The sequence below is a fragment of the Streptomyces sp. DvalAA-43 genome, assembly GCF_900091725.1.
Taxonomy (GTDB): domain Bacteria; phylum Actinomycetota; class Actinomycetes; order Streptomycetales; family Streptomycetaceae; genus Streptomyces; species Streptomyces pulveraceus.
The window spans coordinates 42,079-59,745 of record NZ_FMBW01000055.1 but is presented as its reverse complement, the minus strand read 5'-3'; the positions used below and the strand labels follow the sequence as shown (position 1 = coordinate 59,745).

Annotated in this window: 21 protein-coding genes; 17 read left to right on the top strand and 4 right to left on the bottom strand. The window is 69.2% G+C overall.

Annotation, left to right across the window (positions count from 1 at the left end):
• On the bottom strand, positions 1 to 336 hold a 336-nt coding region (locus tag GA0115234_RS23385), incomplete at its 3' end, for a GNAT family N-acetyltransferase (protein WP_093544938.1).
• A gap of 369 nt (positions 337 to 705) precedes the next feature.
• Here GA0115234_RS23385 and GA0115234_RS23380 point away from each other — a divergent pair.
• The 7 genes from GA0115234_RS23380 to GA0115234_RS23340 all read left to right on the top strand — a co-directional run bounded on the left by GA0115234_RS23380 (position 706) and on the right by GA0115234_RS23340 (position 7,520).
• Positions 706 to 2,181: an NF041680 family putative transposase gene (locus GA0115234_RS23380; protein ID WP_305123105.1), complete on the top strand. Its 1,476-nt coding sequence runs from the start codon at positions 706 to 708 to the stop codon at positions 2,179 to 2,181.
• A 31-nt stretch (positions 2,182 to 2,212) separates the two neighbouring features.
• Positions 2,213 to 2,479: a hypothetical protein gene (locus tag GA0115234_RS23375; RefSeq protein WP_093544935.1), complete on the top strand. Its 267-nt coding sequence runs from the start codon at positions 2,213 to 2,215 to the stop codon at positions 2,477 to 2,479.
• A gap of 229 nt (positions 2,480 to 2,708) precedes the next feature.
• A complete protein-coding gene (locus GA0115234_RS23370) occupies positions 2,709 to 3,551 on the top strand; it encodes an IS5 family transposase (RefSeq protein WP_093544932.1) in 843 nt (280 codons plus the stop codon).
• A 1,031-nt stretch (positions 3,552 to 4,582) separates the two neighbouring features.
• Positions 4,583 to 5,017, top strand: coding sequence for a hypothetical protein (locus tag GA0115234_RS41880; protein WP_141718462.1), 435 nt, complete (start codon positions 4,583 to 4,585; stop codon positions 5,015 to 5,017).
• Between the two features lie 214 nt (positions 5,018 to 5,231).
• The gene (locus tag GA0115234_RS23350; protein ID WP_141718461.1) at positions 5,232 to 5,798 is read left to right on the top strand and encodes a hypothetical protein; all 567 of its coding nucleotides are present in this window, start codon (positions 5,232 to 5,234) and stop codon (positions 5,796 to 5,798) included.
• 699 nt (positions 5,799 to 6,497) lie between these two features.
• On the top strand, positions 6,498 to 6,908 hold the full coding sequence (locus tag GA0115234_RS23345) for a GNAT family N-acetyltransferase (RefSeq protein WP_202554072.1): 411 nt from the start codon (positions 6,498 to 6,500) through the stop codon (positions 6,906 to 6,908).
• A 90-nt stretch (positions 6,909 to 6,998) separates the two neighbouring features.
• A complete protein-coding gene (locus GA0115234_RS23340) occupies positions 6,999 to 7,520 on the top strand; it encodes a hypothetical protein (protein WP_093544949.1) in 522 nt (173 codons plus the stop codon).
• Positions 7,521 to 7,530: 10 nt separating this feature from the next.
• Here the strand turns inward: GA0115234_RS23340 and GA0115234_RS23335 are convergent, their stop codons facing one another.
• Positions 7,531 to 8,406, bottom strand: coding sequence for an IS5 family transposase (locus GA0115234_RS23335; RefSeq protein ID WP_093544921.1), 876 nt, complete (start codon positions 8,404 to 8,406; stop codon positions 7,531 to 7,533).
• 135 nt (positions 8,407 to 8,541) lie between these two features.
• Complete coding sequence (locus GA0115234_RS23330) at positions 8,542 to 9,288, bottom strand: aminoglycoside phosphotransferase family protein (protein ID WP_093544919.1); 747 nt, start codon at positions 9,286 to 9,288, stop codon at positions 8,542 to 8,544.
• A 111-nt stretch (positions 9,289 to 9,399) separates the two neighbouring features.
• Here GA0115234_RS23330 and GA0115234_RS42410 point away from each other — a divergent pair, with 111 nt between their 5' ends.
• The 4 genes from GA0115234_RS42410 (at position 9,400) to GA0115234_RS23315 (ending at position 10,928) form a co-directional block, all read left to right on the top strand.
• Positions 9,400 to 9,570 (top strand): hypothetical protein, encoded by a 171-nt coding sequence (locus tag GA0115234_RS42410; RefSeq protein ID WP_161275648.1) that lies wholly within the window; start codon positions 9,400 to 9,402, stop codon positions 9,568 to 9,570.
• Positions 9,571 to 9,712: 142 nt separating this feature from the next.
• The gene (locus GA0115234_RS23325) at positions 9,713 to 9,946 is read left to right on the top strand and encodes a hypothetical protein (protein ID WP_202554082.1); all 234 of its coding nucleotides are present in this window, start codon (positions 9,713 to 9,715) and stop codon (positions 9,944 to 9,946) included.
• 31 nt (positions 9,947 to 9,977) lie between these two features.
• Complete coding sequence (locus GA0115234_RS23320) at positions 9,978 to 10,478, top strand: hypothetical protein (RefSeq protein ID WP_141718460.1); 501 nt, start codon at positions 9,978 to 9,980, stop codon at positions 10,476 to 10,478.
• A gap of 24 nt (positions 10,479 to 10,502) precedes the next feature.
• Complete coding sequence (locus GA0115234_RS23315) at positions 10,503 to 10,928, top strand: hypothetical protein (protein WP_093544910.1); 426 nt, start codon at positions 10,503 to 10,505, stop codon at positions 10,926 to 10,928.
• 66 nt (positions 10,929 to 10,994) lie between these two features.
• Here the strand turns inward: GA0115234_RS23315 and GA0115234_RS23310 are convergent, their stop codons facing one another.
• Positions 10,995 to 12,362: a transcriptional regulator gene (locus tag GA0115234_RS23310; protein ID WP_256088785.1), complete on the bottom strand. Its 1,368-nt coding sequence runs from the start codon at positions 12,360 to 12,362 to the stop codon at positions 10,995 to 10,997.
• 204 nt (positions 12,363 to 12,566) lie between these two features.
• On the opposite strand from GA0115234_RS23310, the gene GA0115234_RS23305 reads away from it, so the two are divergent.
• The 6 genes from GA0115234_RS23305 (at position 12,567) to GA0115234_RS23280 (ending at position 17,265) form a co-directional block, all read left to right on the top strand.
• Complete coding sequence (locus GA0115234_RS23305; protein ID WP_093544904.1) at positions 12,567 to 13,436, top strand: aspartyl/asparaginyl beta-hydroxylase domain-containing protein; 870 nt, start codon at positions 12,567 to 12,569, stop codon at positions 13,434 to 13,436.
• Positions 13,437 to 13,471: 35 nt separating this feature from the next.
• Positions 13,472 to 14,386 (top strand): nucleotidyltransferase domain-containing protein, encoded by a 915-nt coding sequence (locus GA0115234_RS23300; RefSeq protein ID WP_093544901.1) that lies wholly within the window; start codon positions 13,472 to 13,474, stop codon positions 14,384 to 14,386.
• Positions 14,383 to 14,937, top strand: a complete 555-nt coding sequence (locus tag GA0115234_RS23295) for an SLOG cluster 4 domain-containing protein (protein WP_093544898.1) — start codon at positions 14,383 to 14,385, stop codon at positions 14,935 to 14,937. The genes GA0115234_RS23300 and GA0115234_RS23295 overlap by 4 nt, the downstream gene beginning before the upstream one ends.
• Entirely contained in the window at positions 14,934 to 15,458 is a 525-nt protein-coding gene (locus GA0115234_RS23290) for an orotate phosphoribosyltransferase (protein WP_093544895.1), read from the top strand. Before GA0115234_RS23295 ends, GA0115234_RS23290 begins: the two co-directional genes overlap by 4 nt.
• Positions 15,455 to 16,114, top strand: coding sequence for an HAD family hydrolase (locus tag GA0115234_RS23285; protein WP_093544892.1), 660 nt, complete (start codon positions 15,455 to 15,457; stop codon positions 16,112 to 16,114). The genes GA0115234_RS23290 and GA0115234_RS23285 overlap by 4 nt, the downstream gene beginning before the upstream one ends.
• Positions 16,115 to 16,329: 215 nt before the next feature.
• A complete protein-coding gene (locus GA0115234_RS23280; RefSeq protein ID WP_093544889.1) occupies positions 16,330 to 17,265 on the top strand; it encodes a phosphotransferase family protein in 936 nt (311 codons plus the stop codon).
• Positions 17,266 to 17,667 lie beyond the last annotated feature (402 nt).

Here is a 17,667-nt window from a genome sequence, read left to right as displayed (position 1 = left end):
GCGGGGGAACCTCATACCCACCTCTCGCCCCTGGCAGTCGGGGTCGACCGCCAACAACTCGACAGCACCCGCATCGCTCTCCGGTTCCAGCACCACCGCGACGAACCCGACGACCTCCGCCCCGGCTTCCGCAACCCACACGTGCGCCTTGCCCGCCGTGCAGGCCGCTTCAACCTTGTCCCGCTGGGACGTACGCCAATCCGGATACTGCCGCTGGAAGACCTCCGGCCCCAACACCTTCGCGAAGCTCTCATAGACAGGAACCCAGGCACGAAGAGAAAGATCGACCACCGAGTCCAGGTCCCGAACCTCGAACGGGCGGACTTGTATCTGCACTTCTTCGCTCCCTACCCGGATGCAACCAGCCTGGCGTGCACCCTGCGTGATCCCGTCTCGGCATGATCGCAAGACGCATAGATCCGCGCAGAGAATTTCAGACCGGCACCAGCCAGAACCCAAGCACTCACTCAGCGAAGCAGCCTGACCGACAACCCATCCGAGCCCTCAAAGCACACCGTTCGAATCCTGAACTGGGGAAACGCTGCCTCGAGGTTCGAAAACAGGTACTTAACTTGTCATTTATGGTCCGGCGTCGAACACGGCTCGAACTTGATCGGCATTTTCGCAGTTCAGCGGACATGAAGGCGGCCTTCGTCTGATCCTGTGCTCCGTCACAGAGGCAGGAACAGCGCGAAGGCCGTGGTCGTGAGTTTGGTGCATCAGGGCGTCCTGAGGGATGCGTTCGCGGAAGTGTCACTCTTCCGGTCGGAGTTGTACGCCTGCATGACCGCGCGGGGCGACGCGTTGTTCGAGTTGTGCGACGCGCTGTTGTGTACGGACGGGCCGGTTCGGACGCTGGTCGATCTCGCGCTCGCGCCCGAGCACCGTCGCGGTCACGGAGCTTTGTATGGCGGGCTCAATCGGGGACGGATCGACATCGGCCGACTGCGTCGAGCTCTGGCCGGGATGCTGCTGCCGAGGGCGGCGGACGGCCGGCTGGTGCTGGCCGTGGACGTCTCGCCGTGGCTTCGGCCCGACGCCAATACCTGTGCTGACCGGGCCTTCTGCCACACATTCGGCCGTGGCGAAGGCAAGCATCAGATGGTGCCCGGCTGGCCGTACTCGGTCGTGGCCGCGCTGGAGACCGGCCGCACGTCATGGACGGCGGTGCTGGACGCGGTCCGCCTGGAGCCGGGCGCCGACGTCGCCGCAGTGACCGCGGTGCAGATCCGCGAGGTCGTCGAGCGGCTCGTCACCGCCCATCAGTGGCAGCCGGGTGACCCGGAGATCCTGGTCGTGCTGGACGCCGGATACGACGCGCCCCGCATCGCCCATCTGCTGGCGGGGCTGCCCGTGGAAATCCTCGGCCGGCTCCGTTCCGACCGCGTGATGCGACGACCCGCACCCTCGCGCGAAGAGTTCTTCCTGGCCAACCCCAAGGGCGGGCGGCTGCCCAAGCACGGAGGCGAGTTCGTCTTCGGCGACCCCAGCACCTGGGGCACCAAGCAGGCCATGACGATCACGGACACCAGGCTCTATGGGAAGGCAACCGCGCAGGCGTGGGACCGGCTGCACCCACGGCTCACCCGGCGGGCGGCCTGGCTCGACCACGACGGACCGCTGCCCATCATCGAGGGCACCGTCGTCCGCCTGGTCGTGGAGAAGCTCCCCAGCGGCGGGGTGAACAAGCCGGTCTGGCTGTGGTGGTCAGGCACCGGTGCCACCGAGGCGGACGTCGACCGCTGTTGGCAGTCTTTCCTCCGCCGCTTCGACATCGAGCACACGTTTCGCCTGTTCAAGCAGACGCTCGGCTGGACCAGGCCCCGGCTTCGAAGCTCGGAAGCGGCCGACCGCTGGACCTGGCTGGTGATCGCCGCCTATGTCCAGCTCCGGCTGGCCCGCCCACTGGCCACCGACCTCCGCAGGCCCTGGGAGAAACCAGTCGAGCCGAACAAACTCACACCAGCCCGAGTCCGCAGAGGGTTCAGAAACCTGCACGCGAGGACCGGTTCCCCAGCCGGTGCACCGAAACCATCCCGCCCCGGACCGGGTCGGCCACCCGGTTCGAAGAACCGCCACCCGGCCACACGTCATGACGTCGGCAGAGTGCTCGCCACCGGCAAGGCATACACCAGGCCCGCGCACCACAAGGTCGGCACCAAACCCCGCAGGACAGGCTGACAGCGACGGCGAGGATCAGCACACTGAGCGCATGCGATACGAGGAGAAGGCTAAGCTCACCGCCGCGAGAACCCTGGTCCCGGTGGCCATCCTCGTCGCCTCACCGGTGCTGCTGATAGCCGGAACACCGATCCGCCGCCGGTACCTTCGCTACGTCTACCGGGATGAGGCACCACTGATCCCGGAAAAGGAGCAGGGCCGCATCAGTGTCCACTGGTTCGTGGCCACCAGCCCTCTCCTCGATTGGCTCTGCTGGCCGACAGAGTCACTCGCCCGACTCATCTCACGCCGAGGTTAAACGCCAAGCTTAAAGAGCGTTTTTTCCTGCCAGGGGCGTTTGGGTGCGTTCTGTGTGGTCGACCTACCTGAAACCGTAGAGGTTGCTGGCCATTGCTGTGGTGTCTGCGGCTGGTGACGACGGTCGAGGGTCCGTTTCGGCCCCTTCGCTCCTGTCTGATCCCAACACGCCCCCGGTCACGCCTGTTTGCGCCCTGTGACGGGACAGCTGCCATCGGTACTACAGAAACATGCCTCGCCGACAGCGACCGTATCCGAGTGACCTGTCCGATGCCCGGTGGGAACTGCTGGAACCAACTCTGACAGCCTGGCGGGCCGAGCGGAGAGGGAAGGGTCTGGACATCGGCCGACCACCTGAGCACGACCTGCGCCGGATCATGGATGCGATCCTCTACGTTGACCGCACCGGGATTCCCTGGCGCTACCTCCCACACGACTTCGCGCCGTGGGAAACCGTCTACGGATACTTCGCCGCCTGGCAGAAGGACGGCGTCTTCGACCAGCTCAACGGCCTCCTGCGAGGCCTGGTCCGGAAAGCTGAAGGCCGGGATGCCGAGCCGAGTGCCTGCATCCTCGACGCCCAGAGCATCAAGACCTCGGCCAACGTGCCCGCTGCCGGGCAAGGCATCGACGCGGGCAAGAAGATCGCAGGCCGCAAGCGCCACATCGGCGTCGACACACTCGGACTTCTCCTGGCAGTGCTGGTCACCGCCGCCAGCGTCTCCGACAACGCCGGCGGCATCCATGTGCTCTCGAACATCGCCGCCGACCACCCCCGCATCACCAAGGCATGGGCCGACACCGGTTACCGCACCAAGGTCATCGACCACGGCGCCCGCCTGGGCATCGATGTCGAAGTCACCCGCCGCGACCCCGCCCAGAAGGGCGTCAAGGTGATTCCACGGCGCTGGGTCGTCGAGCGGACTTTCGGCTGGCTCATGCACCACCGCCGCCTCGCCCGCGACTACGAGACCCACCCGCACCGCTCCGAAGCCATGATCCGCCTCGCAATGATCGACCTGATGAGCCGCAGGCTCACCCGGGAGGCGACTCCGAACTGGAAGGATTCATAGCCCCCGGGCCACACTGACCCGCGCGTCCTCACCTCTCATAGCCTGCGGCCAGCGGTCGTCGATGACACCCGCTACTTCCCGGCAGGCACCACAGGCATTCTCTCGTTCTGGCAGCCACCAGCGATCGGACGGCGACAAGCCAGTTTTCCGGATCCCGCACAGTGTCCTGTCGAAGATGCCGAAGGCATGGGAGACACCAGCGGGAAGGCCGTCCGCGACGGCCCTCTCCCAGCGCATCTCCATGGGCAGGTACGGCGGTCGCGAGATCTCAAACCACTCGCCGCCCACGTGGGTGGCGGCATGGCACCAGGAACAGGACCAGATCTCCTCTTCCCCCGCCGTCGGTGGCACCGGCCACTGCCACATCGACCGTCCACACACATCACACTCCACAGGTGGATCCTCACACGCCGGCACGGACGGCCCCAAGCGGCTGACATCACGCCAGTTACCAAACACCCCTGCCAGGACAAAACGCTCTTTTACGGCGTAAAGAACAGGGGGACTCTCCAGAGCGTTAACCCCACCCAGGCAGCGTCGCCCGTTCTGGTGGTCTTCCGCCCGGCGACGGCCACGTCCTGGCCGTCGCCACACTCGCGACCGTGACCGACCTGAACACCCCCGGCGCCGCCCCCGAGGACCTCCCCGACAGGGCGGGCCGGACGACAGCCGGCACCGGCCGCGTCCGCTTCTCGCTCGCACGGTGGGTCCTGGCCCCCCGCGCACGACGTGGCAGGCACGCCGCTTGGCCGCCGACTTCGGCGAAGGGATGGACGCCCGGACCGCGTGGGTGATGGCCCGCCTGGCCCGGCATCCGGACGAACACCTCTACGCCACGGCCCGCCTCGGCCCGCGTAGCACGGCTTGCTCACCGGTCAAGACCCGGGAAATGGGGTCGGTGGGCGCGGTCGCAGCGGGCCACGATGGGCCGGACGGCGTGAGGGACGCGGCTGTCGTGAAGTCGCTGTCGGATCGTTTCGCCCACGCAAGACTGGGCGGCAGCCATACGTACAAGGATGGGAGACGCGCGCGTGGCGAAGAAGAAGACCACGAAGTCCAGCAAACGCCGTCAGCAGGTCCTTGCCCGCCGCGAGCATGTTCTCTACCCCGGCTACGTCTTCTGCCCGCTCGCTGAAGCCGAGCAGGCCTTGGGCGCGGCTCGGGCAGGTGAGCTCCTTGGCCTGTACGGCGGAGAGCTGCGGAAGGCCGACGTGCAGCTCGAACGGGTGCTGCGCGAGGAACAGTTCCGGGTGGTCGACACTGCCCACCCGGACGGGCAGGCGTGGACCCTGCGCGAGTACATGGATGACTGGAACAGGGATCTTGCAGCAGATGCGGAGCAGACCGGAGAGGAGTACGACCTCCTGTCTGACGAACAGGCGGTGGTCGAGATGCTGCACTACTGGCACCGCTCCGACCGTATCTGCATCACCCGTGACGGTGTCATCGAGTGGCAGCCGCTGTGAGGAGCCTCTAGAGCCGCTTGCGGGCAGGACCGCGTAAGGGGAGGCGAGGGCACTTTCTCGGCCAACTCCCATGAGGATTCAGGCAGGAAGGACGGCTCCGCACGTGCCGAACGTGCCGCCGCACAACCCTCCGCAACATCGACCGAGCCGGGAACGTTGTATCGAGGGGGAGGGGAACCTGTATGCCTCCCAGTACAGCCCCAGAGAGGTGATCGTGCACGATCAGTGGAACCCCGAGCTCCAGGCACGTCTCAACCGGATGGCCAAGGAGCTGCTGCAGATCGGCGGGGACTGCACGTCTCCGAAGGACCTGCAGCACTACCTGAGCGAGCTGAGCGGCCTGGCCAGCGCGATCCGCTACAGCGTGGAGCACGCCGCGTGGCGATCCCTACTGGCGGAGGGTGCGCCGCTCGACGGCAAGCCCTCGTCCCGCGAGGTGCAGGAGCAGCTCCGTCGTCCGCCGCAGGCCGACCTGGACCATCCCGGCCAGGCCGCGCAGTTCGCAGCCGTCTGCAACGTGATCGCGAGTGCGGAGCAGCTGAAGGAGCTTGCCAGCTCGGCGTGGCTCGCCGGCCTCTCGGAGGAAACCCGCCGGGGGGCCGACGGCGCGCGCGCTCAGCGGGACCAAGCGGACAAGGCCACCTACGACGAGCTCCTCGGCGGCATCGACAGAGCTCTCGGCGTCCTTCCGTCCGAAGCCCAGCAGGCGGCCCGCGAGGCGCTCGGCCGGGAGTTCGCCAGCATCAAGCAGCGGACCGGCGCCAAGACGCCACAGCCCTGACCGGACGAGGCCCGCGACTGTCGGCGCGGGCCTCGCCTTTGCCTCAAGGGTGGTGGGTCAGACCGAGCCGGTGCCGTTTCCAGTGGAAACGGTTCGCTGGAGGTGTCCTTCTGGACGCCGTAAAGAAGGACACCTCTAGGGTGCCCCCGGGCGGGATGCGGGTGCTCACCGGCGTGGGTGGCTCAGCTGCCGTCCTCTTGCCCGGGAAGAACCAGTTGCCCGGCCCAAGAGTGGTGTGGGGACGCCGTCGCCGACCGGGTGCACTTCCAGGCCGCCGTCGGCGTTCAGCACGGGACGACGGCCTGGATTGATGCGCCGTGCGACCTCCACGTCACGCTCGTGCACGTCCCGCACCAGGCCAACAGCCGCATCACCGCCGGCTCACCTCTGCTCGCGCGGAGAGCACGCAGACGACGCGGCGCAGGCCGCCGAGGGCGGCGGCTCACCTCCGCTCGCGCGGAGAGCACCTGCGACCACTGGGGCCGGGCGTGTCCGAGCTGATCGTCTATGTAGACGGATTCAATCCGTATCACGGCCTCCACGCGTGCGGGCTCAGCCCGTCAGTCCCGCCAGTCGACTGTCGGCCCGGCATGTCCAGACGAGCGAGCAGCGCCTTCGCACGGCTACGTTCGGCAACCGAAAGCTCCTCCTGAGCGAGCTCCAGGGCGGCGCTGAGACTGCTCTGGCATGATGCGCCCGGTGATCAACTACAGCACCGATCTCTCCGACCTTGCCGAGCAGGAGCTTTCCGGATTCTTCGTAGGCTGGCCTGCACCGCCGACTGCCACGCAGCACCTTGCCGTGCTCAAGGGCAGCTACCGGGCTGTCGTTGCCCGGGAAGCCGGGACGGGGCGCGTCGTGGGATTCGTCAACATGATCAGCGACGGGGTCCTCACGGGCTTCATTCCGTGGCTGGAGGTCTTGCCCGAATATCAGGGACAGGGCATCGGCGGCGAACTTGTCCGGCGGATCCTTGCAGAGGCGGAGCATCTGTACTCCGTGGACCTGACCTGCGACGAGCCGCTACGCGCGTATTACGAGAAGCTCGGGATGCTGCCACTGAGGGGCATGGCAGTCCGGCGGTGGCGGGTGCTGGCCCCGGAACGCTGAGTCCCGGGCGGATTCCCCAAAGCCACGCTTGGCCAACGTTGCTTGATGCGGCACTAGGGCGTGTGTCGGAAGTGCTTTAGGTTGGCTGACGTGAGTGCGCGGGGGCAGGGTTACAGATATGTCGGACCGGTTGAGCTGAAGGCTGCGGTCCGGCCTGGCAGCGGCGGGTGCCCGATCAGCTCGGCGGCTGACTTCGATGGCTGGATCGCTGGGCGATCGACAGCAGAGCTGACCGAACCGTTCACCTTCGTGGTCGGCACGGATGGTGTGCTTCGGCTGGCGCCGCGGCGAAGCGAGCACGTGGCCTGCGCTGGCGGGGACATGGTTCTGAGTGCTGGCGAGATCAGCTTCATGCGTGAGGCGGACCGGTGGACCGTGGGCGAGGTCAGCAACCAGTCCACCGGATACTGCCCGGACGTCACCTCCTGGTCGGCAGTCGCTCACGCTCTGGACGACGTAGAACTTGGGCGGCCTTCCGGCTTCACCCACGAGGTGGTGTTCCGGCGGTGCCCCAACTGCCAGGAGCACAACATCGTGCGCGAGAACGACTTCGTCTGCGTCTTCTGCGGCAGCGACCTGCCGGAGACATGGAACGTGGATCCCGCCGTATGACGGCCGGGGGTCACAGCCACTCGTTGATGGCAGCGACGAGGACAGTCGCTTCGTAGCGGACCGCGAGCTTGTCGTACCGCGTGGCGACGGCGCGGTGCCTCTTGAGCCGGTTGATCCCACACTCGACCGCGTGACGTTCGCGGTAGTCGACCGGGTCGAAGCGCGGCGGCCGGCCGCCACGAGAGCCGAGCTTCCGACGGTTGCGGGCATGGTCGGCCTTGTCCGGGATGGTGCAGCGGATCCCGCGGCGGCGCAGGTAGGCACGGTTCTTGCGGGAGGCGTACGCCTTGTCGGCCCGCACGCGATCGGGCCGGACGCGTGGCCGGCCCGGCCCGAGGCGGGGCACGCGGACCTTGTCCAGCACGGGTTCGAACTGCGGCGAGTCACCGCGCTGTCCTGCCGTGATCACGATCGACATGGGCTTCTGGCCCTGCTCAACCGCCAGGTGCAGCTTGGTAGTGAACCCGCCGCGCGAGCGACCCAGCCCGTGATCAGGGAGCTCGGTGAAGATGCCGCCCGGCGGTTCCTTCTGCAGGTCGCCCTCCTTGCCGGCCCCGGCCGCATGCTGGTGGGCGCGGCAGACCGTGGAGTCGACATTCAGGTCCCACATGATCGCCCCCTTCGCCTCCGCCAAGGCCTGGAGTCGGCTGAGGATCCGGTGCCAGGTGCCGTTCCGCTGCCACCGGCGGAACAGGTCATAGACCCGGCCCCACGGCCCGTACTCGACGGGGACGTCCCGCCACGGCACACCGGTCCGGACCCGGAACCGTATGCCGTCAATCAACCGCCGCCGAGGCCAGACAGGCGGCCGCCCCGCCTTCGTGCCCTTCGGCAGCAGCGGCTCCAGCACCGTCCACTGCTCGTCCGTGAGATCTCCCCGACCCATGAACCGTGATCATTCACAGTCCAAGATTCACTTTCGACACACGGCCTAGTGGCGGGATAACCGGAGATGCGGGCGCAGATGGCTATGCGGCGTCGGAACAGCGGACATCTACGTGGGTAGCTCGGTGGTCGGCCGTCACTCGAGGGCGTCCTCGAACACCTTGCGGTGCTTAGTGGTGTGTTCGTGCTCACGCCGAGACCAGGCGACGCGGTCCGAGATTTGCTGGGCAGTGGCTTCGACGGTCTTGGGACCGACTTGCACTTCTCCCCAGAAACGGGCATTACGGGCCTGTCGTTCCAGTATCGCGTCAACGAGCACATCACGCTCAGGGCCAGCCAGGCCATACGCGTTGGCGAGCACGCGCACCTGAGTGGCCTGAACATCTACAGGAGGCGCCCCAGCCTTCGAGGACACACACCACACCCACGACATATACCCGACGTCCTCCAGCGGACTGCCCGGCGCAGCCATGTCGAAGTCGATGAAGGCGACCGGCATCTTGTCCTGGAAGACCGCGTTGTTCGGCCCCAGGTCGTGGTGGCATACGACCTGATGCTGACCGGCAAGATCGCTGTTTCGGGTGGCCTCGTGCATAGCGCGCGCCAGAGCACCGGCCGCCGCTACCTGCTTGTCCTCCCACACCTGGAAGCGCGCCGGAACCCACCCCGGCACATAGGTGAAGGTGTCCCGGCCTGTTTGATCCGGACCGAGATATCGCGGGGCCCCCGCGAACCCCCGGTTCCCGAAAAGATCAAGAAGGGAGGCGACGAACGGCGAGGCAGTCGAGGCCGGTCTCCGGACCGTGTCACCGATGCGGACGACGCCGCTGGTGATGCGGCCTCCCTGCAGTGGGACGGCTTCTTCGTCAATGATCTCAGTCAAGCGCTGGCTCCAGCTGTGTCAGGCGGCTGTTGAGGTGAGATGTTTCCTGGGCTTCTCTAGCGTTGCTGTCTCCCAGTTCCGGAGCCTGCACCGTGACCGATCCGACGTTTCATGAGACATGCTGAGCGCGAAGAACACTTCCACGCCGCACACCTGCTGGGCCACGGCCTGGAAGACTCCATCGCGCAGCTGTCGATGATGGCTCCGGACCGGCTCAAGATTCCCGACACGACCGACGGCCACCGGCTCCGGACCGCCCTCCACCACATCCGGCAGACCTGATCCCGCACACGGATCCGTAACAGCGGCAGGCCGACGATCCGGCCACACCGCGGGTCTCCGGCCGCAACGAGCCGTAGCTCGTGCTGGTGATACGTGTGCTCGGGCCGGTGCATCCAGGCGTCCGATGTGCTGCGCTGGTGACATGACAACCCCTGACGTGACGACATCGTCCGCACCGACCCCGCACACCGACGACGCCGCCCGCGTCACCGAGCTGCGGTCGACACTCCAGAAGGCCGGCCCGCTGCTCGCCTTCTGTGCTGGCCGGGAAGCCGCCGTCGACCCGGCGCTCGCCGACCGGCTGCTCGCGGCCGCCGAGGAGGCGGAGGCCACCCTCGCGCGCACGGCAATGGGCGAGCGCATGGGGCGGGGGTGACACCTGGCGTCGCTGTGCTCGTTGACGGGGCATGAGCCATTCGCCGCACCCGCTGCCTCCCTTGCCCGACCTGCTCGACCGGATGACGGACCTGTTGGCCGACGTCCTGGACGCGGCGGGGCGCGACGGCTGGTCACCGCTGGGGGTGATGTCCGCGCTGGACGCGGTCGACCTCTTGATCGCGGCGGCCGCGCAGTACGGCGGCCCGCTGGCTGCTGCCCTGGAGCCGGTGCCGGGGTGCACGGTCGCCGCGCGGTCCGCAGTGCGTGATCCGTTGCCGGACCCGCCCTGGCCCCGTACGGCCGGTGCCCGGCGGGAAGTGGAGGACGGCACAGATCAGTTCCGGACGTGGCGGGACGCGCGGCGGCACACTCCGCAGGGGCAGCCGCCCGCGATGCTCGTCCTGCGGGCGGCGTATGAGCGGGCGGCGGCCGCCGAGAAACACGCCAAGCGGAAGGCGCGGGAAGCGGCCGCGGAAACCCTTCGAGCCCTGGACGCCATGCAGACCCACGGCACGCGACCGGTGGCGTGATGCCTTCAGGCTCGTTGTTCGGGTATGAGTGAGAGCGATTTCTGTGTGTTGGCGGAGAGGCTGTTGCAGGCGGAGTTCCGGCGGCTGGCTTCGGGGGATCCGCAGCAGGCGCTGGACATGGTGCAGAGGATCGTGCTCGCCATGCACCGGGAGGCGATGAAGGCCACGGAGGTCGCGCTTCGTGCTGGGGTGGGCTGGCGAGAGATCGGCAGGGCACTGGGGTTGCTTGACGACGCTGGGATCCTCGTCCGCCAGTCCGCCGCTTTGCTCTTGGGTCTGCCCGCTGCCGATCGTGCGGCTGAGCAGGAGATGGTCGCCCAGGCGCTCGCGGAGTGTGGATATCAGGACGACGAAGACGAGGGCGTGGTCTGCTCCGGGAACCGAGAGGAGGATGCCTGGGCGTCTGCGGTCCTGCGGTTCCAGCAGGGTGTTTCGGGTGTCACGCCGTAAGGCGGTGGGCCATAAGCGTGATGGCGGCCCAGGTCATCAGAGCTGACCGGCGGTGGTCCTGGGCGCTCACTCGGTGCCGGTGTAGTCCAGGAAGTCGGCGACGACGGGGATTCCGCGGCGGCGTGCGAGTTTCTTGCGGAGGTCTTCGAGTGTGTGGGTGCCGCGTGCGGAGCTGACGCCTCCCATCCGGGCGACGGCGTCGTGCGCGGTGGCCACGGCGGCGTCGACGTCGCCCAGGCTGAGGTGGGCTTCGGCGAGCCGGGCCAGGTAGATGGAGTGACCGCGGGGGAAAGCAGCGGCGTTGTACGCCTCCTGGCTGGTGTGGGCGTCGGAGGCTTCCAGGAAGTGGGCGAGGGCCCGTTTGGGGTTGCCGAGATTGAGGGCGGAGCTGCCGAGAAGCTGGTGGGTCTCGCCGAGGTTGTACCAGTAGACGCAAGGGAGGTCGTCCTCAAGGGGGCCGGCGTTCTCGTAGGCGTCCAGGGCGGCGTTGGCGGACCGGTCGGCGGCTCGTGTGTCGCCGGCGTGCGCGTGGGCCCGGCAGGCTCGGGCGTGGAGCATGGAGGTCAGGCGGGCGGAGCCGGTCCTCGGTGCCTGGGACAGGGCGGCCTCGATGAGGTCGACCGCGCCGCGGGGGTTGCCGGTGGAGTAGTGCTGAATGGCCCAGAAGGCGAGCGTGTTCGCTCCGATGACGGGGTCGTCGGCGCTGGCGGCGGCCCGCAGGGCAGTTGCGTAGTGGCGTTCGGCAGCGGCAATCTTCCCGCTGTCGTAGGCCGTCCAGCCGGCGGAACGGGACGCTTCCGCGGCCGCCCCGAAGAGACGCCGCTCCACGCCTTCGTCGAAGGACGCGCTTTTGAGGGTGGCGGTGATCAGACGGAGTTCGGCGCGGGCCGCGTCGTAGACGTCGCCGGAGCCCACGGTGTCGTCCAGCCTCCGCAGGATGTCCAGGCGCTGCTCGAAGTGGCTGGGGACATCGGGGCCGATGTGGCGGCCGGCGGTGGGCGCTGCTCCGGCTGGGGCGGCGGCGGACCATTGCGCCACGGTGGCGCCGAGGGTGACGGATGTGGTGATCAGGAACTTCCTGCGGTCCACCGGACCTCCTGTGATCTCCAGTGCCTGCACCGCCCCCGTGGTCGTCCACGGGAGGGTGAAGAGGGTGTGGTCCGGCAGGGCAAGAAGGAGCCAGCCCGGCCAGCCGTGGGCGTGGATCTCCTCGGGCCCGATGCCTTCGAGCGCGGCCATGGCGAGCTGGGTGTGGTAGCTGGGCGCGTAGATGCCCGCGATCCACCTCGACGCCTTCTCCTTGCGGTACGCCATCTGCCCATACCCCATGCGCTGGTGCTGCTCAGCAACACGGAGCAGGTATGCCTCCGCCTTCATCCCGCGCACGGCCAGCAGATAAGCCAGCGGGTGGCGTTCGGCTGCATCAGTGGTCACGGACCACCCCTCTCGCGGGCGCGGGCACCCTCAGTCTTCCGGCTCCCGGCGGTCGGGGGAAGACCACCGGCGGTGAACGGCAACGGGCGGCAACGACCCGCAACGGGCGGCAACGCCCGTGCTCTGTGAGGCAGTTCGCGTCTGCGGTGTCCTTGCACGGCTGCCCGCCAGGGCCGCGTCCCCATGACGTGTCAGGAGGACCCGATGGTGACCACACTTCCCGCAGCCGCCACGCCGGAGCAGACCGGCCCCGGGCGGGCGGAGGTACTCGACCAGGTCGCCCGGCTGGCCGATCTGGAGGAGTCCGCTGTCGAGCAGATGCGGGCTGAGGCGCTGGGGGCGCCGACGCGCGGCGTCGTCGCGTACGGCGAGTACCAGTCCGGTGGCTGGTGGACCGCGTCGCTGCTCAACCACACCGGTGACCCGCACGACGTCGTGATCGGCGACGGCCGCCCCCGGCCCACCTCCTTACTGGAGGCGATGCCGGCCACCGCCCGGTTCCTCGACTCGCTGGGTCTGGACTTCATGTACGTGCGCCTGGCCCGCCTGGAGCCGCACTCCTACCTCTGGGAACACCGCGACTACGCCGAACTGCGCGAGAGGGGCCGCCACCGCCTGCACATCCCGCTCGTCACCAACCCCTCCGCCGTCCTGATCACCGCCGGAGCCCGGGTCCACCTGGCGGCCGGATCCCTGTGGCGACTGACGCCCTCCCGCGCCCACGGAGTCTGCAACACCACGGGCCCCGACCGGCTCCACCTGATCGCCGACGTCTACACGGACGACGCCTACCAGGCCCTGGCCGCCCGCCCGCACCTGCACGACACAGACGCGGCCGACCTGCCTCAGATGACGACGGCAGACCGGGCCGGGCTGCTGGCCCGCGCCGGACAACTCGCGGATCTCGGCTTCCCCGACGCGGCCGAACAGACCCTGCTGCGCGCCTTCTACACCTACGCCCTGCCCGAGGGCGGCGCGTACGACCTGATCGCCGAACTCCACGCCGGCCGCCGCGCGCACCCCGACGCGGACCGGTGGCGAGCGGCAAAGGCGCACCTGCTCGCCCGTCCCTGAACCCGCCCCGATCCCTTCACCCGAGAGGACACCGCATGCCCACCCCCGTACTTCCGCCCACCGAGCTGACCCCCCTGGAAGAGCTGGCGCACGCACACCGGCCGGTACAACTCGCCGTCCTGGGCGACCTGGTCCAAGCCCTGTCGGCCACGACGGCGGTAACGCACCTACTGGTCCGGGGGTCGCTCGCCACCGGCACCGCGGACCGGCTCTCCGACGTCGACCTGGTCGTCGCCGTCCGCGACGAGCAACTGCCCACCCTCATGGGCAGCCTGGACACGCTGATGTCCACCACCTTCGGCACCCTGCTGCCCGGCTGGCGCGACACCATCGTCGGCAACCTGGGCGGCGCCGGGTTCGTCTACCTGCTGCCGCACGACGGCCACCTGCTACAGCTCGACCTGTATCTGTGCCCGACCAGCGCCGTGCACGCGCTGCGCCGCAGGATCGGACCCCGTCTGCTGTGGCAGGGCCCCGGCGCCCAGGACACGGCCGACGCGGACACCCAGCGGCAGACGGCGCAGGAGCTTGCCCGCGCGACGGAAGCACCGGCGGACTGCGGCAGTCTGCTGGTCCAGGCGATGGTGCTGCACGCCATGCTCCGCAAGCGCCTGGCGAGGGGCCAGCAGTACATCGCCTACGGCCTCCTGCACGACCTGAACGCCACCTGCCGGGACGTGATCCGCACCGCACTCGTGCCGCACTCCCGCCATCACGGCTGGTACCACCTCCCCGACGAAGTGGGCCGCTCCACCACCGGCCGGGAGTGCCTGGCGGAATTGACGGAGGCACTGACCAGCCCGCCGGTGCCCAACAGGGCGCAGGCGGACGAGGCGCTGGAGCGCATCGTCCGCCTCGCGCAGCGGATCGCCCCGCATGCCGTCGCCTCGCTGGCCGACGAGATCACCGCGTACCGCGCCTACCAGCAGCACGAAGAGGGACTCGTATGAACAGCACCGACCTGACCGTGGCCTTGTTCGCCGGCGTCGTACCGCCGGACGGAGAAGAGCCCCTGGCGGAAGCGGCGGGCGCCATGCTGGCCCGCGCCGGATACGCACTGCGACACGGCGGCTACAACGGGCTGATGGAGGCCGCCGCGCGCGGCGCCGCACGCCACGGCGTGCCGGTCACCGCGATCACGCTGGCCGACCGCCCCGACTGGGGAGCGCTCAACCCCCACGTCACCACCACCGTGTACGCCCCGACCGTGGGGGCCCGGCTGCACGCCTACCTCGACGACGCGGACCTGGTCGTGGCGATGGGCGGAGGAGTCGGCACACTGCACGAACTCACCGCCGCCCTGTACTACGCCACCACGATCCGCTCCCTTCCCGTACGGCTGCTCGGGCCCACCGCGTGCCGCCTGAGCGCGATCTTGCGAGCGGAGGGATGGCTGACCGAGAGCCCCACCCGGCCCCTGGGCTTCCTGCGGGAACTCCCCGACGCCGAAGCACTCGGCACCGATCTCAAGACCCTCGACGCCGGGCGGTGCAAGCAGTGACTGCGCCCACCGTCCTCTTCGCGGAGAAGATCGCCGCCCTCGCCTACCGGCCGGGCCCCTACCGGCTGCCGGACGGCGGCACGCTCGACACCTACTTCGACCCCTACCGGCTGGTCGGCGACCCGAAGCTGCTGACGGAGACCGCAGCCGCGCTGGCGGACCTGCTGCCCGCCGACACCGAGGCCCTGGCCGGCCCGGCGCTGGCCGGCATCCCACTGGTCACGGCAGTGTCCCTGCACACCGGCCTGCCCGCCGCCTTCCTACGCCCAGCCCCCAAGGAACACGGCACATGGCAACAGATCGAGGGCACCAGCCTGGAAGGCCGACGAACCGTCCTGCTGGACGACACCGCCCGCAGCGGCACAAGTCTCCTGCGCAGCGCCCGTCTACTGCGGATCGGCGGCGCAATGGTCGGCACGGCCCTCTGCGTCCTCGATCGGGACACGGGCGCCACCGCCCTGCTCGCCAGCCACCACCTGATCCTGCGCTCCCTGATCCGTGACCCGGACAGTGCGAGGTGACGGCCACCCGGCGAGCGGCGCTGTTCGACCTGGACGGAGTACTGCTGGACAGCGCCGCCGCAGTACGGGCCACCCTCGCGGGGGTCGCCACCTGTGCGACCGGCCGTCGTGTGATGCCAGGTGACCTTCCGCCCGGCGCTCTGCGCCGCCCCCGCTGCGAGGTCCTGGCGCTCCTGGACGTCGCCGACCCCGACGACGCGTGTGATCGCTGGTGGGACGGCGCCATGTCGGCCCACTCCGTCCAGCCGTTCCCCGGGGTGCTCTCCGGCCTGCTGGCCCTGCGCGCACAGGGCACGGCCACGGGCGCGGTCACGGTCCAGGACCCCGACCGCCTGCGGTGGCTGCTGCCGCCGGCCCTGTCCGAACTGCTGGACGTCGTCGTCACCCGGCAGGACGCGCCACCCAAACCGGCCCCCGACGGGCTGCACCTCGCCCTGAGCCGGCTGAACACCAAGCCGGAGCGCGCGGTGTTCGTCGGGGACAGTCCCACCGACATGACCGCGGCCCGCGCTGCCGGGGTCCTCGCGCTCGGAGCGGTCTGGGGCTGGCACCCTCCCACCGCTCTCCGCGCGGCCGGAGCCAGCCACCTCCTGCCCGCACCCACCAGCATCGGACCGTCCCTCCTGCACCATCTCCCCTCAATCGACAGCGCGTGATGCAGTAGCCCCACTACAGTGGAGGGGAACCCGCACCGGTTCCCCTCCACTCCCACACCCCAGAGGACACAGGCGAATGCGCGTGATGCGGCGACGAGCGCCCGGCGCCGAGCTGGAGCACTGAGGAACCCCCTTCCTCAGCCCGACTCCCGGTCCGGCTCGGCGCGCACCCCCATCACCCCGCCACCGATCCCTGACCTCTGAAAGCTGCCCTCATGCCTGTACCGCCCACCAGCGGCCGTCTCCAATGGACCGACGTCCCCCCGCCGCTGCGCGCCCGCCTCGAAGACACCCTCGACGCACCCGTCACCGGCACGGCCACCCCCGCAGGCGGCTTCGGCCACCAACTCGCCGCCGCGCTCACTCTGGCCGACGGCCGACGGGTCTTCGTCAAGGCAGCCCCCGACGACGACCCGCTGACCGCCGCCAACGTCCACGAAGCCGCCGTCCTGGACGCGTTGCCCCCCGGCGCCCCGGCCCCGGACCTGCTGGGCGTCCACCGCGCCGCCGGCTGGACCGCCATCGTCATCGCTCACCTGGACGGACCACACCCCGACCTGTCTCCTGCCTCCGGCGACACCGAACAGACCTGGGCCCTCCTGGATAAACTGACTTCCAGCCCCGCCCCGGCGCCGTACGCCGCGGCGGTGAGCACCGTGCCGTCGACGGCGGCGGCCCTGCACGGCTGGGACGAACTCTTCCCTGATCCGCCAGCCGACCTTGCGCCCACCGCCCGCACCCACCTGCCGCAGCTCGCCGAACTGGAAGCGTCTTGGCCCGCCCTCGCCCACGGCGACCGCGTCGTCCACGGCGACCTGCGGGCCGACAACATGGTCCACGACCAGGCCCGCGGCGTGACCTTCGTGGACTGGGCACACGCCACCACCGGCCCGGCCTGCATCGACGCCGCCTCCCTCGCGCCGCAACTCATCCTCGCCGGGCACACGCCCGCAGACATCGCACGCCTGCTCCGCGACCACCCCGCCACCGCAAGCAGCCCCGACACCACTACCGCGTTCCTCGCCGCCCTCACCGGCCACTGGCACCACAACGCGCGCAAACCCGCACCCCCCGGCGCCCCGGGACTGCGCGCCTACCAGCACCGGGCCGCCGGGGCTGGTCTCGCCCTCCTGATCCACCGCCTGAGCTGAACCACAACCGGCTGGACCGCCTCACGGAACCCTCTCTGCCATCGCTTCAACCGGGCCGGGTTCACCGCTGGTGGCGGCCACCGAGAGAGGCGATGGGCGGGGAGTACAGCACAACAGGGGCCCCGTGCTGGTCTGCGGCCCGGGGTGCTCGCGCGCCCCGGGCCGCGGGAGTTCAAACCGGCGCGGACACGCTCACGACCCGCGACTACGAGTAGATCGCGGTGGTCGGCCACTCTCTCTCGTGCGATGTCGGCGCGTGCGCGACGCTGCCTTGTGCAGACCGTCCTGAATTCGGCCAGAACTGGCTACCGAACGTATGGCTGTATTGACGGTTGGTCATCAGCTGGTCCAGCCTCTGGGGCTGCGGTACATGAAGCCGCGCTTCCCAGAGAGGAATTCATG

Excerpts from the sequence above, each read along its gene's own strand:
- GA0115234_RS23375 (WP_093544935.1), top strand. The coding sequence starts at position 2,213 with ATGCGATACGAGGAGAAGGCTAAGCTCACCGCCGCGAGAACCCTGGTC.
- GA0115234_RS23370 (WP_093544932.1), top strand. The coding sequence starts at position 2,709 with ATGCCTCGCCGACAGCGACCGTATCCGAGTGACCTGTCCGATGCCCGG.
- GA0115234_RS23335 (WP_093544921.1), bottom strand. The coding sequence starts at position 8,406 with ATGGGTCGGGGAGATCTCACGGACGAGCAGTGGACGGTGCTGGAGCCG.
- GA0115234_RS42410 (WP_161275648.1), top strand. The coding sequence starts at position 9,400 with ATGAGACATGCTGAGCGCGAAGAACACTTCCACGCCGCACACCTGCTG.
- GA0115234_RS23325 (WP_202554082.1), top strand. The coding sequence starts at position 9,713 with ATGACAACCCCTGACGTGACGACATCGTCCGCACCGACCCCGCACACC.
- GA0115234_RS23320 (WP_141718460.1), top strand. The coding sequence starts at position 9,978 with ATGAGCCATTCGCCGCACCCGCTGCCTCCCTTGCCCGACCTGCTCGAC.
- GA0115234_RS23315 (WP_093544910.1), top strand. The coding sequence starts at position 10,503 with ATGAGTGAGAGCGATTTCTGTGTGTTGGCGGAGAGGCTGTTGCAGGCG.
- GA0115234_RS23305 (WP_093544904.1), top strand. The coding sequence starts at position 12,567 with ATGGTGACCACACTTCCCGCAGCCGCCACGCCGGAGCAGACCGGCCCC.
- GA0115234_RS23300 (WP_093544901.1), top strand. The coding sequence starts at position 13,472 with ATGCCCACCCCCGTACTTCCGCCCACCGAGCTGACCCCCCTGGAAGAG.
- GA0115234_RS23295 (WP_093544898.1), top strand. The coding sequence starts at position 14,383 with ATGAACAGCACCGACCTGACCGTGGCCTTGTTCGCCGGCGTCGTACCG.
- GA0115234_RS23280 (WP_093544889.1), top strand. The coding sequence starts at position 16,330 with ATGCCTGTACCGCCCACCAGCGGCCGTCTCCAATGGACCGACGTCCCC.